At 72.8% G+C, this 16,632-nt stretch carries 13 protein-coding genes; 5 read left to right on the forward strand and 8 right to left on the reverse strand.

Translation table 11 applies throughout. From position 1 onward, the window contains the following. Positions 1-86: 86 nt before the first annotated feature. Entirely contained in the window at positions 87-1,154 is a 1,068-nt protein-coding gene (locus tag NDW01_RS35285) for a GNAT family N-acetyltransferase (RefSeq protein ID WP_252828696.1), read from the forward strand. Between the two features lie 43 nt (positions 1,155-1,197). Next, complete coding sequence (locus NDW01_RS35290) at positions 1,198-1,773, forward strand: ClpP family protease (RefSeq protein WP_252828697.1); 576 nt, start codon at positions 1,198-1,200, stop codon at positions 1,771-1,773. 25 nt (positions 1,774-1,798) lie between these two features. On the opposite strand, the gene NDW01_RS35295 is transcribed toward NDW01_RS35290, so the two are convergent. Further along, entirely contained in the window at positions 1,799-3,007 is a 1,209-nt protein-coding gene (locus tag NDW01_RS35295) for a Gfo/Idh/MocA family protein (RefSeq protein WP_252828698.1), read from the reverse strand. A 225-nt stretch (positions 3,008-3,232) separates the two neighbouring features. Further along, positions 3,233-3,943, reverse strand: a complete 711-nt coding sequence (locus NDW01_RS35300; RefSeq protein WP_252828699.1) for a (2Fe-2S)-binding protein — start codon at positions 3,941-3,943, stop codon at positions 3,233-3,235. A 64-nt stretch (positions 3,944-4,007) separates the two neighbouring features. On the opposite strand from NDW01_RS35300, the gene NDW01_RS35305 reads away from it, so the two are divergent. Beyond that, positions 4,008-4,781 carry a class I SAM-dependent methyltransferase gene (locus NDW01_RS35305; RefSeq protein WP_252828700.1) on the forward strand — a complete coding sequence of 258 codons (774 nt, stop codon included), beginning with the start codon at positions 4,008-4,010 and terminating at the stop codon, positions 4,779-4,781. A 34-nt stretch (positions 4,782-4,815) separates the two neighbouring features. Here the strand turns inward: NDW01_RS35305 and pgl are convergent, their stop codons facing one another. From pgl to tkt, 6 genes are all read right to left on the reverse strand, one after another. Further along, the gene (gene pgl, locus NDW01_RS35310) at positions 4,816-5,592 is read right to left on the reverse strand and encodes a 6-phosphogluconolactonase (protein WP_252828701.1); all 777 of its coding nucleotides are present in this window, start codon (positions 5,590-5,592) and stop codon (positions 4,816-4,818) included. Beyond that, positions 5,589-6,659, reverse strand: a complete 1,071-nt coding sequence (locus NDW01_RS35315; RefSeq protein WP_252828702.1) for a glucose-6-phosphate dehydrogenase assembly protein OpcA — start codon at positions 6,657-6,659, stop codon at positions 5,589-5,591. The genes pgl and NDW01_RS35315 overlap by 4 nt, the downstream gene beginning before the upstream one ends. Then, positions 6,660-8,195: a glucose-6-phosphate dehydrogenase gene (gene zwf, locus NDW01_RS35320; RefSeq protein WP_252828703.1), complete on the reverse strand. Its 1,536-nt coding sequence runs from the start codon at positions 8,193-8,195 to the stop codon at positions 6,660-6,662. Positions 8,196-8,580: 385 nt separating this feature from the next. Beyond that, entirely contained in the window at positions 8,581-10,203 is a 1,623-nt protein-coding gene (locus NDW01_RS35325; RefSeq protein WP_252828704.1) for a glucose-6-phosphate isomerase, read from the reverse strand. A gap of 238 nt (positions 10,204-10,441) precedes the next feature. Then, positions 10,442-11,539, reverse strand: a complete 1,098-nt coding sequence (gene tal, locus NDW01_RS35330; protein WP_252828705.1) for a transaldolase — start codon at positions 11,537-11,539, stop codon at positions 10,442-10,444. Between the two features lie 8 nt (positions 11,540-11,547). Next, complete coding sequence (gene tkt / locus NDW01_RS35335; RefSeq protein ID WP_406567790.1) at positions 11,548-13,668, reverse strand: transketolase; 2,121 nt, start codon at positions 13,666-13,668, stop codon at positions 11,548-11,550. Positions 13,669-14,027: 359 nt separating this feature from the next. Here tkt and NDW01_RS35340 point away from each other — a divergent pair, with 359 nt between their 5' ends. After that, positions 14,028-14,972, forward strand: a complete 945-nt coding sequence (locus tag NDW01_RS35340; protein ID WP_406567791.1) for a heme o synthase — start codon at positions 14,028-14,030, stop codon at positions 14,970-14,972. Between the two features lie 16 nt (positions 14,973-14,988). Then, the gene (locus tag NDW01_RS35345; RefSeq protein ID WP_308211850.1) at positions 14,989-16,479 is read left to right on the forward strand and encodes a PrsW family intramembrane metalloprotease; all 1,491 of its coding nucleotides are present in this window, start codon (positions 14,989-14,991) and stop codon (positions 16,477-16,479) included. Positions 16,480-16,632: the final 153 nt, after the last annotated feature.

The following is a 16,632-nucleotide window of genomic DNA, read 5'->3' on the forward strand; positions in this document are numbered from 1 at the left end:
GTGCTGATCCGGCGGAAACGGCCATGTAGCGACCCCGTAACAGTGATGCGGGAGGCTTCCCACGTTCAGTCGCCGAAGGGGATGACATGCCGCTGCTCCGCGTACGCACCGAGATCGACGACCGGCCGGGCCGGCTCGCCGTCCTGACCGCCGCCCTGGCGGCCCGGGGCGCGAACATCCTCGACCTGTCCGTCCAGGTCGACGCGGACGGCGTGGTGGACGAGTTCGTTGTGGACGTGCCCACCGGAGTCACCGCGGAGGCGCTCACCGCGGCCGTCTCGGTCGCGTCGGGCCGCCGGACCAGCGTCGTTCCGGCGGCCCCGCAGGAACTGATCGACGAGCCGAGCCGCGCCCTGTCCCTGGCCGTCCGCCTGCGGTCGAACCCGCGTGCCCTGCCGGAGATCCTCGCCGAACTGCTCCGCGCCGACGGTGCCGAATGGGTGGCAGGCCCCGCCGCCCTCGACGACCACCCGGACCCGACGACGGTCGTCGTCTCCGCGGGGCACCTCCACGGAGTCCTCCTGCACCGCGAGGGCCTGCCGTTCACGCTCACCGAGATCGCCCGGGCCAACGCGCTGGTCCGCTCGCTGCTCCCGTCCCACGGCCCGGCGCCGACCCGGCAGCGGCTGCTCCTCGGAGACGGCACCGAGATCACCGTACGGCCGCTGACGCCGCTCGACGCGGAGGCGGTACGGGACCTGCACGCCCGGTGTTCGCTCGAGAGCCGCCGGCGGCGCTATTTCAGCGCGCGGCCGGACACCCCGGAGCGGCTCCTGCGGGTCTTCTGCGACCGGGCGCACGGCCTCACCACGGCCGCGGAGGGCCCCGACGGATCGATCCTCGCGCTCGCCCACCTGATGTACACGCTGGACCCCGGAGTCGGCGAACTGGCGTTCCTCGTCGAGGACGGCTGGCAGGGCAGGGGCATCGGGGCGGCCCTGGCGCGTCACCTGGTCGCCGTGGCGCACGAGCAGGGGCTGGCCGAGGTCCGCGCCACGATGCTCGCGGACAACACCCGGGTGCGCGCCCTGCTCGGCGGCCTCGGCGGGCGGTTCCGCGCGTCCGACGACCCGCGGCTGCTCGAAGCGCGGATCGCCCTCGGCCCCGGCCGTACGGACGACCCGCGACCGGTGCGGGTCCGGTCGGTACGGTGACGCGGCGGCTATCGTCGTAGGGAGCCCGTGGAGGAGGTGCCCGATGACGATGCCGTCCCTTCCGCCGGGCGGGTCGTTCCCGTCAGGCGAGGCCGACCCGCTCGGCGACCGGCTGCTGGAGCACCGGATCATCCTGGCCACCGGCCATCTGGACGGTACGCGCGCCTCGGAGCTGTGCGCGAGGCTCGTTACGCTCGACGCCGCGGGGGAGGAGCCGGTCCGGCTGCACCTGCAGACCCCGGACGGGGATCTCGAGGCGGCGTTCGCCGCAGCGGACACCGTGAACGCGGTCACCTGCCCGGTCCACGTCCTCGTCATCGGCCAGGTCGGCGGGCCACCGCTCGCCGTGCTCACCGCCGCGCGACGGCGCGAGATGACGCCCCACGCGGTGCTGCGACTGGCCGAGCCCAGAGCGGGCCTCGCGGTCGGCGGCGCCACGGACCTCGCGGCGCGGGAGGAGGAGCACCGGCACCTCGTCGACGCCTTCTACCTCCGGCTCGCCGAGACGACGGGCCGCGAGGCCGACGAGATCCGTGCGGACGCGCGCGAGGACCGCCTCCTCACCGCCGACGAGGCGGTCGCCTACGGCCTGGTCCACAGCGTCGTGGCACGGCCGTAGACGCCCTCTCCGCGTCCGTGGCGGGTCAGCTCCCGGGCGTGCCGCCGGAGTCGCCTACGGCCGTCCAGGTCCCGTTCCGGCCGGCGCTGCGCACGACCGCCTCGAGGACCTCCTGGACCTGCAGGCCGTCGGCGAAGGACGGTGACGGGTCGGTCCGCGTGCCGATCGCCTCCAGGAGGTCCTTCACCTCATGCGTGAACGTGTGCTCGTACCCCAGCAGGTGCCCGGTCGGCCACCAGGCGCCGGCGTACGGGTGCACGGGCTCGGTGACCAGGATCCGCCGGAACCCGGCGGTCTCGGAGTCCTCGGTGCCGTCGTAGAAGTACAGTTCGTTCATCGACTCGAGGTCGAACGCCAGGCTGCCCGCCGATCCGTTGATCTCCAGGCGGAGCGCGTTCCTCCGCCCGTTCGCGAAGCGGGTGGCCTCGAACGACGCGAGCGCGCCGCCCGACATGCGGCCGATGAAGAGAGCCGCGTCATCGACGGTGACCCGGCCGCGTGCGGAATCGCCGGCCGGGGCGGCGCCGAGCCCGGCGGACCCGTCCGCCTGCGGGCGTTCCTTGACGAAGGTCTCCATCAGGGCGGAGACGCCGAGGATCCGCTCCCCGGTGACGAACTGGGCGGCGTCGATGATGTGCGCGCCGATGTCGCCGAGCGCGCCCGAGCCGGCCTTGTCCTTGTCGAGCCGCCAGACGAGCGGGAACTCGGGATCGACGATCCAGTCCTGCAGGTACTGCGCACGGACGTGCCGGATCGTGCCCAGCCGGCCGTCCGCGACGAGCTTGCGGGCGAGGGTGAGCGCGGGCACGCGCCGGTAGCTGAAGCCCACCATCGAGCGCACGCCGTTCGCCCGGGCGCGCTCGGCGGCCTCGGCCATCGCCACGGCCTCCTCGACCGTGTTGGCGAGCGGCTTCTCGCAGAGCACGTGCTTGCCGGCGTCGAGGGCCGCGATGGCGATCTCGGCGTGGGTGTCGCCCGGCGTGCAGATGTCGATGATGTCCACGTCGTCGCGGCGGATCAGCTCGCGCCAGTCGGTCTCCGCCGACTGCCAGCCGAGCCGGTCGGCGGCCGCGACGGCCCGGTCGCGGGAGCGGCCCGCGAGCGCGACCATCACCGGGGCGCACGGCAGGTCGAAGAAGGCCGTGACACTCCGCCACGCGTGCGAGTGGGCCCGCCCCATGAAGGCGTGGCCGATCATGCCGACGCCGAGCGTCGGCCGGTTTTCGTCCGTCATGGCCATATTGTCCCGTTCCGCAGGTGAGGCCGCGTCGTCCGCCGACTGCGGAATCACTGATCGCCGACGCGCCGTGCCGTCGTTGTGGCCTGCTCGGCGTCGACGTTGCCGGGCGGGTGACCGATTCGCCGGTCTTGAGACGTCACAGGCGGCGTCACAGTGGCCGTCGACAGGCGTGCGACACAGGTGGGCGGCGGTCGGGGACGGGTGGGGATGGCCGGTTTTCTACAGGAGGGCGCAGTCGGCGCATTTGCCGCCGCCGGGGACGCGGTAGTACAGGCAGCAGCTCCGGCGGCGGAAGCCGTACGGGCCGAGGTCGCCGGCCGCCCTGAGCGGCGGCGTCGCCAGCAGTTCCCCGACCAGGCGGGACGCCGCGGCGGAACTTCCCGGGCGGGCCATGGTCAGGACGGTCAGCGCGCCGACGAGGGCGGATGCGGCATTGCCCCACAACAGGCCCTCCGCGACCGGCGTCACCGCGCGGACGGCGCGGACCAGCGGGACCAGGTGGCCGTCCACGATGACGCGTCGCAGGGCGGCCGCGTCTCCGGGGAGGGCCGGTGCGCCCGGCGCCGCGAGCACGACCGGGCCGGGGGAGGCGGCGCGCCAGTAGGTCCCGGCCGGATCGAGCCCCGGAACGCGACCGTGGAGGACGGCGGTCGCCAGCGCCGGGGACCACAGGCGGCCCGCGACGCCCTGGAAGAACAGGGACGCCGCCACCCGTTCCTCGGTCGTGCCCAGGCGCACGCGCACGTTCGCGATCTGATCGGGCAGCGCGGGACCGTAGGGCGCGGGCAGGGCGGGACCGTACAGCGCGGTCAGCGGCCGCCACAGCGGATGGTCGGCGATGCCGGGGTCGGTGTCGACGGCGAAGTACGGCCCGATCCCGGCCGCCTCGGCCAGGGCGTCGTCCGTCGTCGCGTGCTCGGGGAGTTCCATCGCCGACGAGCCTGCCGGTGCCACGGGGGCCGGTCAAACCGCGCCACCCCGTGGGTCTGGGAGCATGGGAACTGTGATCTACGACCATCCATGGGCGTACGAGCTGGCCTGCTCCTTCCGCGACGTGCGCGCCGAAGTGGACGTGCTGCGGCGCTGGGCCGGTGACGCGCACGACGTCCTCGAACTGGCCGCGGGTCCGGCCGAGCACGCACGGGAGTTCGCCCGCCGAGGGGTGGCGGCGACCGCCCTCGACCTCAGCCCGGCGATGTGCGCCTACGCCCGGGAGCGGGGGAGCGGGCTGCCGCTGGAGGTCGTCGAGGGCGACATGACCGACTTCTCGCTGGGACGCCGCTTCGACCTCGTCATCACCATGCTCGACTCCACGGCGCACCTGATGACGCTGGACGCCCTCGTCGCCTACCTGCGGTGCGTCGCCGCGCACCTCGCCGACGACGGGCTGGCGGTGATCGAGATGAGCCATCCGGCCGACCGGCTCAGCGAGACGCCCCGCGTCTCCGCGGCGTGGGCGGTGGAGAAGGACGGCGTCAGCGCCCGCGTCCGGTGGGGCGAGCCGTCGGATCAGCTGGATCCGATCACGCAGATCGTCCACGACCACGTGACGATCGCGATCGACGGCGGCGATGTGATCCAGGGCGTGGTGCCCTACCGGTTCTGGACGGCGACCGAGCTGGACGCCGCCCTCCGCCTCGCCGGGGGACTGACCGTCGAGGCGCAGTTCGGCGACTTCGACCCGGGCGTGCCGCTGGACTCTCCCGATGCCTGGCGGATGCTCACCCTGCTGCGCAGAGCGCCCGAGGGGTCCTCAACCGGCGGCTGAGACCGGATGAGGACCCCTCGATGCGACTCCTGCCTCAGGGCGAGGCGATCCGGTCCATCCCGGGCGGCAGCTGGCCCGCGGCCGCCCGGTCGAGCAGGAACAGCGTGCGCTGCCGCCCGCGAGCGCCCGCACCGGGGACCTGGACGGGGCCCGCGTCGGACAGCGCGAGGTGCACCGCGCGAGCCTTCGACTCGCCCGCCGCGATGATCCAGACCTCACGCGCCGTACGGAGCGCGGGCATGGTCAGGCTGATGCGGGTCGGTGGCGGCTTGGGCGCGCCGTGCACGGCGACGACCGGGCGCTCCTCCTCGTACAGCGCCGGCATGCCGGGGAACAGCGAGGCCACGTGAGAGTCCGGGCCCAGGCCGAGCATCAGCACGTCGAACGACGGGACCACCCCGTGGTCCTCCGGCCGGGTCGCGGCCCGGAGCTCGGCGGCGTACTGCTCCGCCGCGTCCTCCGGGCTCAGGCCCGAGTCCGAAGAGGGCATGGGGTGGATCCGCTTCGGATCGATGTCGACGTGGTCGAGCAGGGCCGCGCGGGCGCCCGTCTCGTTGCGCTCCTCGTGCCCGGACGGGAGGTAGCGCTCGTCGCCCCACCACACGTCCAGGCGACCCCAGTCGACCGCGTCCCGCGCCGGGGCCGCCGCCAGCTCCTCCAGCACGGCGGTGCCGACGCCGCCGCCGGTGAGGACGACGTGCGCCCCTCCGGTGGCCGCCTGGGCGTCGACCAGACGGGTCACCAGGCGGGCGGCGACGGCCTTGGCCAGCAGCGGCTGATCGCGGTGGACGAGTACGGACGGGGCGGTCACGACTTCTTGCCCCTGCCGCCGCGCGGGGCCTTGGCCGGCGCGGCCGCGGCCTCGGGCGTCTGCTCGGCCTCGCCGCCGGCCTCCTTGGCCTCGCCGCCGGCCTCCTTGGCCTCGCCGCCGGCCTCCTTGGCCTCGGCACCGGCCTCCTTCGCCTCGGCGGGCTCACCGAGACCCTTGGCGTACCGCAGGACGGCGTCGCGGTAGACCTCATCCGGGTCGAGGCGGCGCAGCTCCTCCGCCAGCAGCTCGGACGTCGGCCGGCGGTGCAGCGCGACCTGGCGGTCCGGCTGCTCGGGACGCGACAGCGTCGCCACGCGGCCGTCGGGCCGCGTGATGGCGATGTCGCCGGCCGTCGTGGTGAGGCGGACGCCGGTGATGCCCGGCCCGTGCGACTCGGCCACCGTGCACGGCACCGCGAGGCGCACCGACAGCCACGCGGCGAGCAGCGCGGCGCTCGGGTTCTTCGGGTCGGCCTCGACGCAGGCGCCCGTGATGTCGTCGTGCGGCTGGTCGAGGGTCGCGGCCAGCAGCGTGCGCCATCCGGTGATGCGGGTCCAGGCGAAGTCGGTGTCACCCGGTACGTACGCCTCGGCCAGCCGGTTGAGGGTGCCGAGAGGGTCGCTGCCGCCCTTCGCGTCGGTGACGCGGCGCTGGGCCAGCGCGCCGAGCGGCTCCTCGGCGGGCCTGTCCGGGGCGATGCCCGGCCACCAGGCCACGACGGGCGTGTCGGGCACCAGCAGGGGCAGGACGACCGAGTCGGCGTGCTCGATCAGCTGGCCGTACAGCCGCAGCACCACGGTCTCGCCGGGACCGGTCTCGCCGACCCGGACCTCCGCGTCCAGCCGGGACTCCCCGCCCGGGCTGCGGGCGATGACGACGATGATCCGGCAGGGATGCTCACGTGCGGCCTCGGTCGAGGCGCGCACGGCGTCGTACTGGGACGCCTCCTCGGTCAGGACGACGAGGGTGAGGACCTTGCCGGTGGCGGGCCCGCCCATCCGGTGCCGTGCCGCGCTGAGCGCGTCCAGGACCTTCCGGGTCGTGGTGTTGGTGAGGTCGATGTTCATTCAGAGTCGCCTCCACGCCCGGCCGTCGCGGGCCATCATCTCGTCCGCAGCCTTCGGTCCCCAGCTGCCCGCCTTGTACAGCTCGGGCTTGCCGTGCTTGTCCCAGTACTCCTCGATCGGGTCGAGGATCTCCCAGGACAGCTCGACCTCCTCCTGCCGGGGGAACAGCGGCGGGTCGCCGATCAGCACGTCGAGCAGCAGGCGCTCGTACGCCTCGGGCGAGGACTCGGTGAACGACTCGCCGTAGTCGAAGTCCATGTTGACGTCCCGGACCTCCATGGAGGTGCCGGGGACCTTCGACCCGAAGCGCATGGTGACGCCCTCGTCCGGCTGCACGCGGATGACCAGGGCGTTCTGGCCGAGCTCCTCGGTGTCCGTCGCGGCGAACGGCAGGTGCGGGGCGCGCTGGAACACCAGCGCGACCTCGGTGGCGCGCCGCGCCAGCCGCTTGCCGGTCCGCAGGTAGAACGGCACGCCCGCCCAGCGGCGCGTGTCGACGTCCACCCGGACGGCGGCGTACGTGTCGGTACGGGAGTTCGGCGGGATGCCCTCCTCCTCGTGGTAGCCGCGCACCTTGACGCCGCCCTGCCAGCCGGCGGCGTACTGCCCGCGCACGGTGTTGGCGCCCAGGTCCTTGGGCAGGCGCACGGCGGACAGCACCTTGGCCTTCTCCGCGCGCACGGACTCGGCCGCGAACGACACCGGCTCCTCCATGGCGGTCAGCGCCAGGAGCTGCAGCAGGTGGTTCTGGATCACGTCACGCGCGGTGCCGACGCCGTCGAAGTAGCCGGCGCGGCCGCCGATGCCGATGTCCTCGGCCATGGTGATCTGCACGTGGTCGACGTAGGAGCGGTTCCAGATCGGCTCGAACAGGTTGTTGGCGAAGCGCAGCGCCAGGATGTTCTGCACCGTCTCCTTGCCGAGGTAGTGGTCGATCCGGAAGATCGACTCCTCGGGGAAGACCTCGTGCAGGATGGCGTTGAGCTCCTGCGCGCTGGCCAGATCGTGGCCGAACGGCTTCTCGATGACGACGCGGCGCCAGGAGCCCTCCGACGGCTGCGACAGGCCGCTGGCCTGCAGCTGCTGGACGACCTCCTGGAAGAACTTCGGCGGGATCGACAGATAGAACGCGTAGTTGCCGCCGGTGCCGCGCTGCTCGTCCAGCTCCTTGACGGCCATCGCGAGCGTCTCGAACGCCCCGGGGTCGTCGAACGTGCCGGGGACGAAGTGAATGCCCTCGGCGAGCTGGTTCCAGACGTCCTCGCGGAACGGCGTACGGGCGTGCTCCTTCACCGCGTCGTGCGCCAGCTGCCGGAAGTCCTGGTGCTCCCAGTCCCGGCGGGCGAAGCCGACCAGCGAGAAGCCCGGCGGCAGCAGGCCGCGGTTGGCCAGGTCGTAAATGGCGGGCAGCAGCTTCTTGCGGGACAGATCACCCGTGACGCCGAACAGCACGAGCACACACGGCCCGGCCACTCGCGGCAGCCGCTTGTCACGGGGGTCGCGGAGCGGGTTCGGCGGCTGTTGGCCGGTGTTCATCTCATGTCTCCGTTCCCGTGGGCTTCACGTGTCCCGGTGGGCCATCTCATGCCCAAGGTTCCCCGTCCTTCCTAGTGGCGCGCCTGACGGCGCTCCGGCCGGGCGGTGGGCCGCTCGGCGTACGTATTCTCTCTCGCTTCAAGACCGGTCATCCGCGCTCACGACGAGACGACGGCCACCATGGGTAACCCTCGTACGGTGCGCGATCTTCCCATCACGCGGGCATCTACACAGTCCGTATTCGGCTCCTCGACTGCTTCATTCTCCGTCGGAGGCCCGGTGAACCGAAATGGCGCGATACTCCGATCGTTCCAGGAGACGCCGGAAAGAACCCCGTGAACCCGCGTATCCCGGTAGGTCCCAGGATCCCATGCCGGGCTCCTCGTCAGTCGGCGAGGGCGCTCTCCAGCCGGGCGAGGCCGGCGGCGCGGTCCCGCAGGTGCAACCGCACGGCCGTGCGACCGCGGGAGCGCAGCGCCCGCAGGTCGCCGAACGCCTGGGCGAGTTGCAGCGCCGACAGCCCGTACGGCCGGCCGGGTACCGGGACGTCCTCGTCCGCCGTGCCGGTGAGCTGCAGGATCACCGCCCCGGGAGGACCGTCCTTGAGCGCCTGGCCCGTCGAGTGCAGGACCCGGCCACCCCATCCGAAGGTGACCGGCGCCGTACGCAGCCGCCGGGCGAGCAGCGGCCGCAGGCGCCCGGCCGCCGCGTCCGCGACGCGGTCCAGGTGGGCGGCGACCGCGAGGTGGCCCCGCTCGGGGACGGCGCGGATCACCGCGTCGAGCGCGCCGCGCAGGTCCCCGGCCCCGTGGAACAGCTCGGCCGGGCCGTGCACCTCGACCTCGCCGTCCACCAGCACGGGCTCCCCGGCGGTCGGTAGCGGAGTCGTGCCGTCCCCCGAGACGCGCAGCAGCGCCGCGACCGCCGCACGGGTCTCCCGCAGCGCCGGTTCGTCGAACGGATCCACGCCGATCACCCGGGCCGCGACGGCCACGGCGAACTGCCACAGCGCGATCTGCGCGCCGAGCGGGCCGGTGACCGCCAGCCCGGTGTCCCCGGGACGCCCGCCCAGGATCAGGGACAGCCGGTCGTCGGCCGCGTCGGCGCCCGGCGCGGCCGGATCCTCGAGGACGACCGGCACGATGCCTTTGCCGTCCTTGCCCGTCGCCGCGGCGACCAGCTGCTCGACCCATCCGTCGAGTCCGGGAACGCCCGAACCGCCGTCCGCGATGATCAGCTTGTCCCTGCCGCGGGACGCGGCCGCGCCCAGCGCCGCGCCCACGGTCAGGCCCGCGTTGTCGTACGGCAGACGGAGCGCGGGCAGCACCGCCGCCGCCTCCTCCAGCAGCCGTCCCACGTCCACGCCGCACAGTGCCGCCGGGAGGAGCCCGGCCGCCGACAGCGATCCGAACCGGCCGTTCACCTCCGGATCGGACAGGATCACCCGGTGGCCGGCCTCCTTGGCCGCCGCCTCCAGCGGCGAACCCGGGTCCGTGACCACGACGATCCGCTCCGCCGGGTCGACGCCCGCCGCCCGGAACGCCTGCTCGAAGATCCGGCGCAGGGCGCCGATCTCGACCGCGCGGCCGCTCTTGCTCGACACCACCAGGCCCGTACGGTCCAGGCGGTCGTCCAGCGCGCGGCGCACCTCCTGCGGATCGGCGCCGTCGAGGACGGTGAGGTCGGCGCCGTGCGCACGGGCGACGACCTCGGCGGCGCGCGCCGCACCGCCCGTCCCCGCGAGGAGGACACGGTCCAGACCCGCGAAGCGGCCGGCCGCCTCGGACAGCTCCGGGAGCAGGCGGCGGGACGTCTCCGGCGCGTCGACCCACCCGAGCCGGCCGGCCGCCCGGCCCGCCGCGTCGGGCCCCCACAGGGACGCGTTCTTGGCCAGGAGCGCCGCCGGGACCCCGTCGTACGTGAGGCGTTCCAGCGTCTCCTCGGTATGCGCGACGGCGTCGCCCTGAACGGTCACGGACAGGCGTCCGGCGGTCACTCGCAAGGTCACGACGTCTCCCGGCCCCGATCCTCTCGCCACGCCCGCGCCGTGCCGCGCCGCCCGTGGGTCACCGGGTGCGGCGGCGCGCACCGCCGGCCGTGACGTGTCCTGGTTCTCCTTCGCGTCGGGCGATACCCGGCCCGGCGCGTGTCACTCACGGCACGGCGGCGATAGTGAAACGTGCCCGGCCGGTCACCCGCCGTGAGGCGGGGCCGGCCGGGCACGTTCGGGTGCGCGGGCCTGGTGCTCAGGCCTTGTCGCGCAGCTCGCCCTTGATCGTGTCGAGCAGCTCGGTCCAGGACGCCTCGAACTTCTCGACGCCCTCCTCCTCCAGGACCCGGACGACGTCGTCGTAGTCGACGCCGGCCTCCTTGAGCGCGGCCATGTGCGCCCGCGCGTCCTCGTAGAAGGGGCGGATCGTGTCGCCGGTGATCTCGCCGTGGTCGGCGACCGCGTCCAGGGTCGGCTCCGGCATGGTGTTGACCGTGTCCGGGGCGACGAGCTGGTCGACGTACATCGTGTCGGAGTAGTCCGGGTTCTTCACGCCCGTCGACGCCCACAGGGGACGCTGGACGCGGGCGCCCGCGTCCTTGAGCGCCTTCCACCGGTCGGTGCCGAACTTCTCCTCGTACAGCGCGTACGCGAGCCGGGCGTTGGCGATGCCCGCCTTGCCCGCGAGGTCGGAGCGGCCGGCCTTGTCCAGCCGCTTGTCGATCTCGGTGTCGACGCGGCTGACGAAGAACGACGCGACCGACGCGATCTTCGACAGGTCGTGGCCGTTCTCCCGGGCCTTCTCCAGGCCCTCGAAGAACGCGTCGATGACGTGCCCGTAGCGCTCCAGCGAGAAGATCAGCGTGACGTTCACGCTGATGCCCAGCGCCAGCGTCTCGGTGATCGCCGGCAGGCCAGCGAGGGTCGCCGGAATCTTGATCATGGTGTTCGGCCGGTCGACCAGCCACCACAGCGCCTTGGCCTCGGCCGCGGTCTTCTCGGTGTCGTGCGCCAGGCGCGGGTCCACCTCGATCGACACCCGGCCGTCGAGGCCCTCGGTGCGGTCGTAGACCGGGCGCAGCACGTCGGCGGCCCAGCGGATGTCGTACGTCGTGACGGCCCGGACGGCCTCCTCGAGGTCCACGCCGCGGATGGCGAGGTCGCGGACCTGCTCGTCGTACGCCGAGCCCTGGCTCAGCGCCTTGGAGAAGATCGTGGGGTTGGAGGTCACGCCCACGACCTGCTTGTCGCGGATCAGGGACTCGAGGTTGCCCGTGCGGAGGCGCTCCCGGCTGATGTCGTCCAGCCAGATGGATACGCCCTCGCCTGAGAGCTTCTTCAGAATGTCGCTCATGTCTCTCCTCAGTTGCCGGTCGTCGAACCCCGGCCGCCGGCGTTCGCCTTCGTGAGGCTGGCGCGCGCGGCCGCGACGACCCGCTCGGCGGTGAAGCCGAACTGCTCGTACAGCGTCTGGTAGTCGGCGGAGGCGCCGAAGTGCTCGAGGCTCACGCTCTCGCCGGCCTCACCGACGTAGCCGCGCCAGCCGAGCGCGATGCCCGCCTCGACCGACACGCGGGCGCGCACGGCCGGGGGCAGCACCTGCTGCTTGTAGGCGTCGTCCTGCTCCTCGAACCACTCGACGCACGGCATCGAGACGACGCGCGTCGGCGTGCCCGCCTCCTCGAGGATCTTGCGGGCCTCGACCGCGATCTGCACCTCGCTGCCGGTGGCGATGAGGATCACCTCGGGCTGCCCGTTGGAGGCGTCGGCCAGGACGTACCCGCCCTTGGCGGTGCCCTCGGCGGAGCCGAACTCGCTCCGGTCGAAGGTCGGCACCTTCTGCCGGGTCAGCGCCAGACCGGCGGGACGGTCGGTGTGCTCCAGGACCGTCCGCCAGGCCACGGCGGTCTCGTTGGCGTCCGCCGGGCGGACGACGTCGAGGCCGGGGATGGCGCGCAGCGCCCACAGGTGCTCGACGGGCTGGTGCGTCGGGCCGTCCTCGCCCAGGCCGATCGAGTCGTGCGTCCAGACGTAGGTGACCGGCAGCTTCATCAGCGCGGCGAGCCGCACCGACGGGCGCATGTAGTCGCTGAACACCAGGAACGTGCCGCCGTACGGGCGGGTGCCGCCGTGCAGCGTGATGCCGTTCAGGATGGCGCCCATGCCGTGCTCGCGGATGCCGAAGTGCAGGGTCCGGCCGTAGCGGCCGCCGGGGAACGCCTTGGTCTGGTACTCGTCGGGGATGAAGGACGGCTCGCCCTTCATCGTCGTGTTGTTGCTCTCCGCCAGGTCGGCCGAGCCGCCCCACAGCTCCGGCAGCACCGGGCCGATGGCGTTCAGAACCTCACCGGAGGCGGCGCGGGTCGCCAGACCCTTCCCCGCCTCGAACTCCGGCAGCTTGGCGGTCCAGCCGTCCGGCAGCCGCCGCGCGCGGATCCGGTCGAACTCCGCGGCGCGCTCGGCGTTGGCGGCCCGCCACGCCTCGTACGCCTTCTCCCACTCGGCGCGGGCCGCGCGGCCCCGGTCGATCACCTTGCGGGTGTGCTCGAGCACGTCCTCCGGGACCTCGAAGGTCTGGTCCGGGTTCCACCCGAGGACGCGCTTGGTGGCGGCGACCTCGTCGGCGCCGAGCGCCGAGCCGTGGATCTTGCCGGTGTTCTGCTTGTTCGGCGCGGGCCAGCCGATGATCGTGCGCAGCGCGATGAACGAGGGCCGGTCGGTGACCTCACGGGCGGCCTCGATGGCGCGGAACAGCGCCTCCGGGTCCTCCTTGTACTCGCCGTCCGCCGTCCAGTCGACGGTCTGGACGTGCCAGCCGTACGCCTCGTAGCGCGCCGCCACGTCCTCGGACTTGGCGATGTTGGTGTCGTCCTCGATCGAGATGTGGTTGTCGTCGTAGATGACGACGAGGTTGCCCAGCTTCTGGTGGCCCGCGATCGCGCTCACCTCGTGGCTGATGCCCTCCTCGATGTCACCGTCGGAGACGATCGAGTAGATGTAGTGGTCGAACGGGCTCTCCCCGGCCGCGGCCTCCGGGTCGAACAGGCCGCGCTCGCGGCGCGCCGCCATCGCCATGCCGACGGCGTTGCCGAGGCCCTGGCCGAGCGGCCCGGTGGTGGTCTCAACGCCGGCGGTGTGCCCGTGCTCGGGGTGACCCGGCGTCAGGCTGCCCCACTTGCGCAGGTGCTTCAGGTCGTCCAGGGTGAGGCCATAGCCCGCCAGGTACAGCTGGATGTAGAGGGTCAGGCTCGAGTGGCCGGCCGACAGGACGAACCTGTCGCGACCGGTCCAGTCGGGGTCGGTCGGGTCATGGCGCATCACCCGCTGGAACAACAGGTAGGCGGCGGGGGCGAGGCTCATCGCGGTGCCCGGGTGACCGGAGCCCGCCTCTTCCACCGCGTCCATGGCCAGCACGCGGACCGTGTCCACCGCCCGCCGGTCCAGGTCGGTCCACTCGAATGATTTATCGGATTGCGTACTCACGAGACGCTCCAGGCTCCTCTCGACTTCTGTCATGTCCCCAGACCCGTCCCCAGCCGAAAAAAGAACCCGTGACCAGGCCACGCCGGGGCCCGAACGCGAGCCTATCGCCCGCGCTCCCACGGCTTTGACAGGTGCTCCTCTATATGAACACCGCGACCTTGTACCGCATTTCCCTGAGACGCCGGGGTTAACCCGTTCTGCCGCACCCACCCCGGTGACGGGGTACACGGGGACCGGCACTACAGTGATTGCGCGGTGGAGCCCACGTGGCCGGTGCCCGATCAGAGCCGAGTGGCGGCAGGAATCCGAGGATCAGACACAGTGTCCCTTAACGTCGTGAACGCGCAGGTGAACATCCGGTGACGGTGGTCATCAACCGTCCGGCGAGGACTCCTGCGCCGCCCACGCCCGGCCGTCGGCCGTTCGGCGCACTCGTGCGCGCCTATGTCGCGCTGACCAAGCCGCGCATCATCGAGCTCCTGCTCATCACGACGATTCCGGTGATGTTCCTGGCGGCCGGCGGTCTGCCGCCGCTGTGGCCCGTGATCGCCACCCTCGTCGGCGGCATGCTCTCGGCGGGCAGCGCCAACGCGCTGAACTGCTACATCGACCGCGACATCGACGCGAAGATGCGCCGGACCCGCCGGCGGCCTCTGCCGATGGTGCAGGTCACGCCGAAGGAGACCCTGGTCTTCGGGATCGCCCTCGCCGTCGCCTCCACCGTCTTCCTCGCCCTCGCCGTCAACCCGCTGTCCGCGGCCCTGTCGGTGTTCGCGATCCTGTTCTACGTCTTCGTGTACTCGATGGTGCTGAAGCGGCGGACGAAGCAGAACGTCGTCTGGGGCGGGATCGCCGGCTGCATGCCCGTCCTGATCGGGTGGTCCGCGCTCACCGACAGCGTGTCCTGGACCCCGATCGTGCTGTTCCTGGTGGTGTTCTTCTGGACGCCGCCGCACACCTGGACGCTGGCCATGCGCTACCGCGAGGACTACGCGGCCGCCAACGTGCCGATGCTGCCGGTGGTCGCCACCGAGCGCCGCGTCGCCGTCGAGGTCATCGTCTACACCTGGATCACGATCGCGTGCTCGCTGGCGCTGTGGCCGATCGCGCACACGACGATCTTCTACCCGATCGCCGCGGCCGTCCTCGGCGCCGCCTGCCTCGTCGAGGCGTACCGCCTCCTCGGCCGGGTCCGCGCGGGCATCACCGGCGCGGTGCTCAAGCCGATGCGCTACTTCCACCTGTCCAACGCCTATCTGGCGCTGCTCTTCCTCGCGGTGGCGATCGACCCGCTGCTGCACTGACGGTTAACCTCCCGGCATGGCGCGTGTCGATCCCAAGGCGATCCTCGAAGGGCGGATGCCCGGCCGGGCCCCGGTCGGACTGATCATCGGGCTGGTCGTCTCGTCGGCCTGCGCGATCGTCGTCCTGGGCCTGGACGCGATGAACGGTGCGCCGTTCCTCGTCGGCCTCGTCCTGGCGATCCTGCCCGTTCCGCTGCTGGTGGCGCTCGTCCTCACCCTGGACCGGCTCGAGCCCGAGCCGTGGCGGGCCCTGCTGTTCGCCTTCATGTGGGGCGCCGGCGTCGCCGTCCTCGGCGCGCTGCTCCTCAACACCGCCGGGTACGAGTTCCTGACCAAACCGGTGTTCGGCCAGCGCGGGGAGCTGGTCACGGCCTCCGTCGGCGCGCCCCTGGTCGAGGAGTCGCTGAAGGGCGCGGTGCTCTTCGGGTTCCTGTGGTTCCGGCGCAACGAGCTGGACGGGCTGACCGACGGCATCATCTACGCCGCCATGGTCGCCCTCGGCTTCGCCATGATGGAGAACATCGGCTACTACATCCGCGCCGTCCACCAGCACAACCTCGAGGCCGTGTTCATCATGCGCGGGGTGATCTCGCCGTTCGGGCACCCGCTGTTCACCTCGATGACCGGGCTGGGCGTCGCCTACGCCGCGCTGCACCGGGGCGCCGCCCGCGTCGCGGCGCCCGTCGCCGGGCTCTGCACGGCGATGCTGCTGCACGGCACGTGGAACTTCTCCACCGCCTTCGGCCTCAAGGGCCTGATGATCGCCTACGGCATCGACTTCTGCATCCTCATCGGGCTGATCGTCGTCGTCCGCTGGGAGCGCCGCCAGACCGTCCGGCTCATCCAGCGGCACCTGCCGATGTACGCCGGGACCGGCCTGGTCACGCCGCAGGACGTCCACATGCTCGGCAATCTCAAGCTGCGCCGCCGCGCCCGCCAGTGGGCCCGCATGGCCGGGGGCACCCGGGCGGGCCGGGCGATGGCCGACTACCAGCTCGCCGCCACGGAGCTGGCGCTGCTGCACCAGAGGGCCGAGCGGCACGTCGCCGAGCCGGCGTGGTTCTACCGGCGCCGTCAGGACCTGCTGAACCTCATGCACCTGGCGCGCCAGGCGTTCCAGGGCCGTCAGCCGCGGCCTCTCGTTCCGCCGTGGGCCGGACAGGGTGGATCGGGGTTCCTCCACCCGGGCGCGTCGTACGGGCCGCCGCCGCCCGGACCGTTCTCCGCTCCGGGACCGTACGCCCCGCCGGGCGGCCCGTACGGTTCCCCGGGTCCGTACGGCCCCGCGGGCCCGCACGGGCCGTCAGGCTCGCACGGGCCCGCAGGTCCGCACGGCTCGCCGGACCCCTATGGCACGTCGGGTCCCTACGGACCGCAGGGCGGTCCTGGAACGCCCGGACCCGCCGGGCCGGGAGGACCCTGGGGCCCGCCCGGCGGCCCCTCCGGCCCCCACGACGCTCCGGGCGGTCACGGCCCTCAGGACCCGCCAGGGCCGTACGGGCGCTGAGGACGTCGGTGCACCGACCGCCGTGTGGGGGATGAGGCCGTCGGCGTACTCACCGCCGTGCGGACGATGAGGCGGCGGCGCCCGCGCCGCTCGTGCCGTCCCCGCTCCGGGCCGGGCCGACCCGGAGTCCTCGTGCGGCGTGACCGGCCGCTC

Origin of the sequence: Actinoallomurus soli (assembly GCF_024055715.1) — a bacterium.
Classification (GTDB): domain Bacteria; phylum Actinomycetota; class Actinomycetes; order Streptosporangiales; family Streptosporangiaceae; genus Actinoallomurus; species Actinoallomurus soli.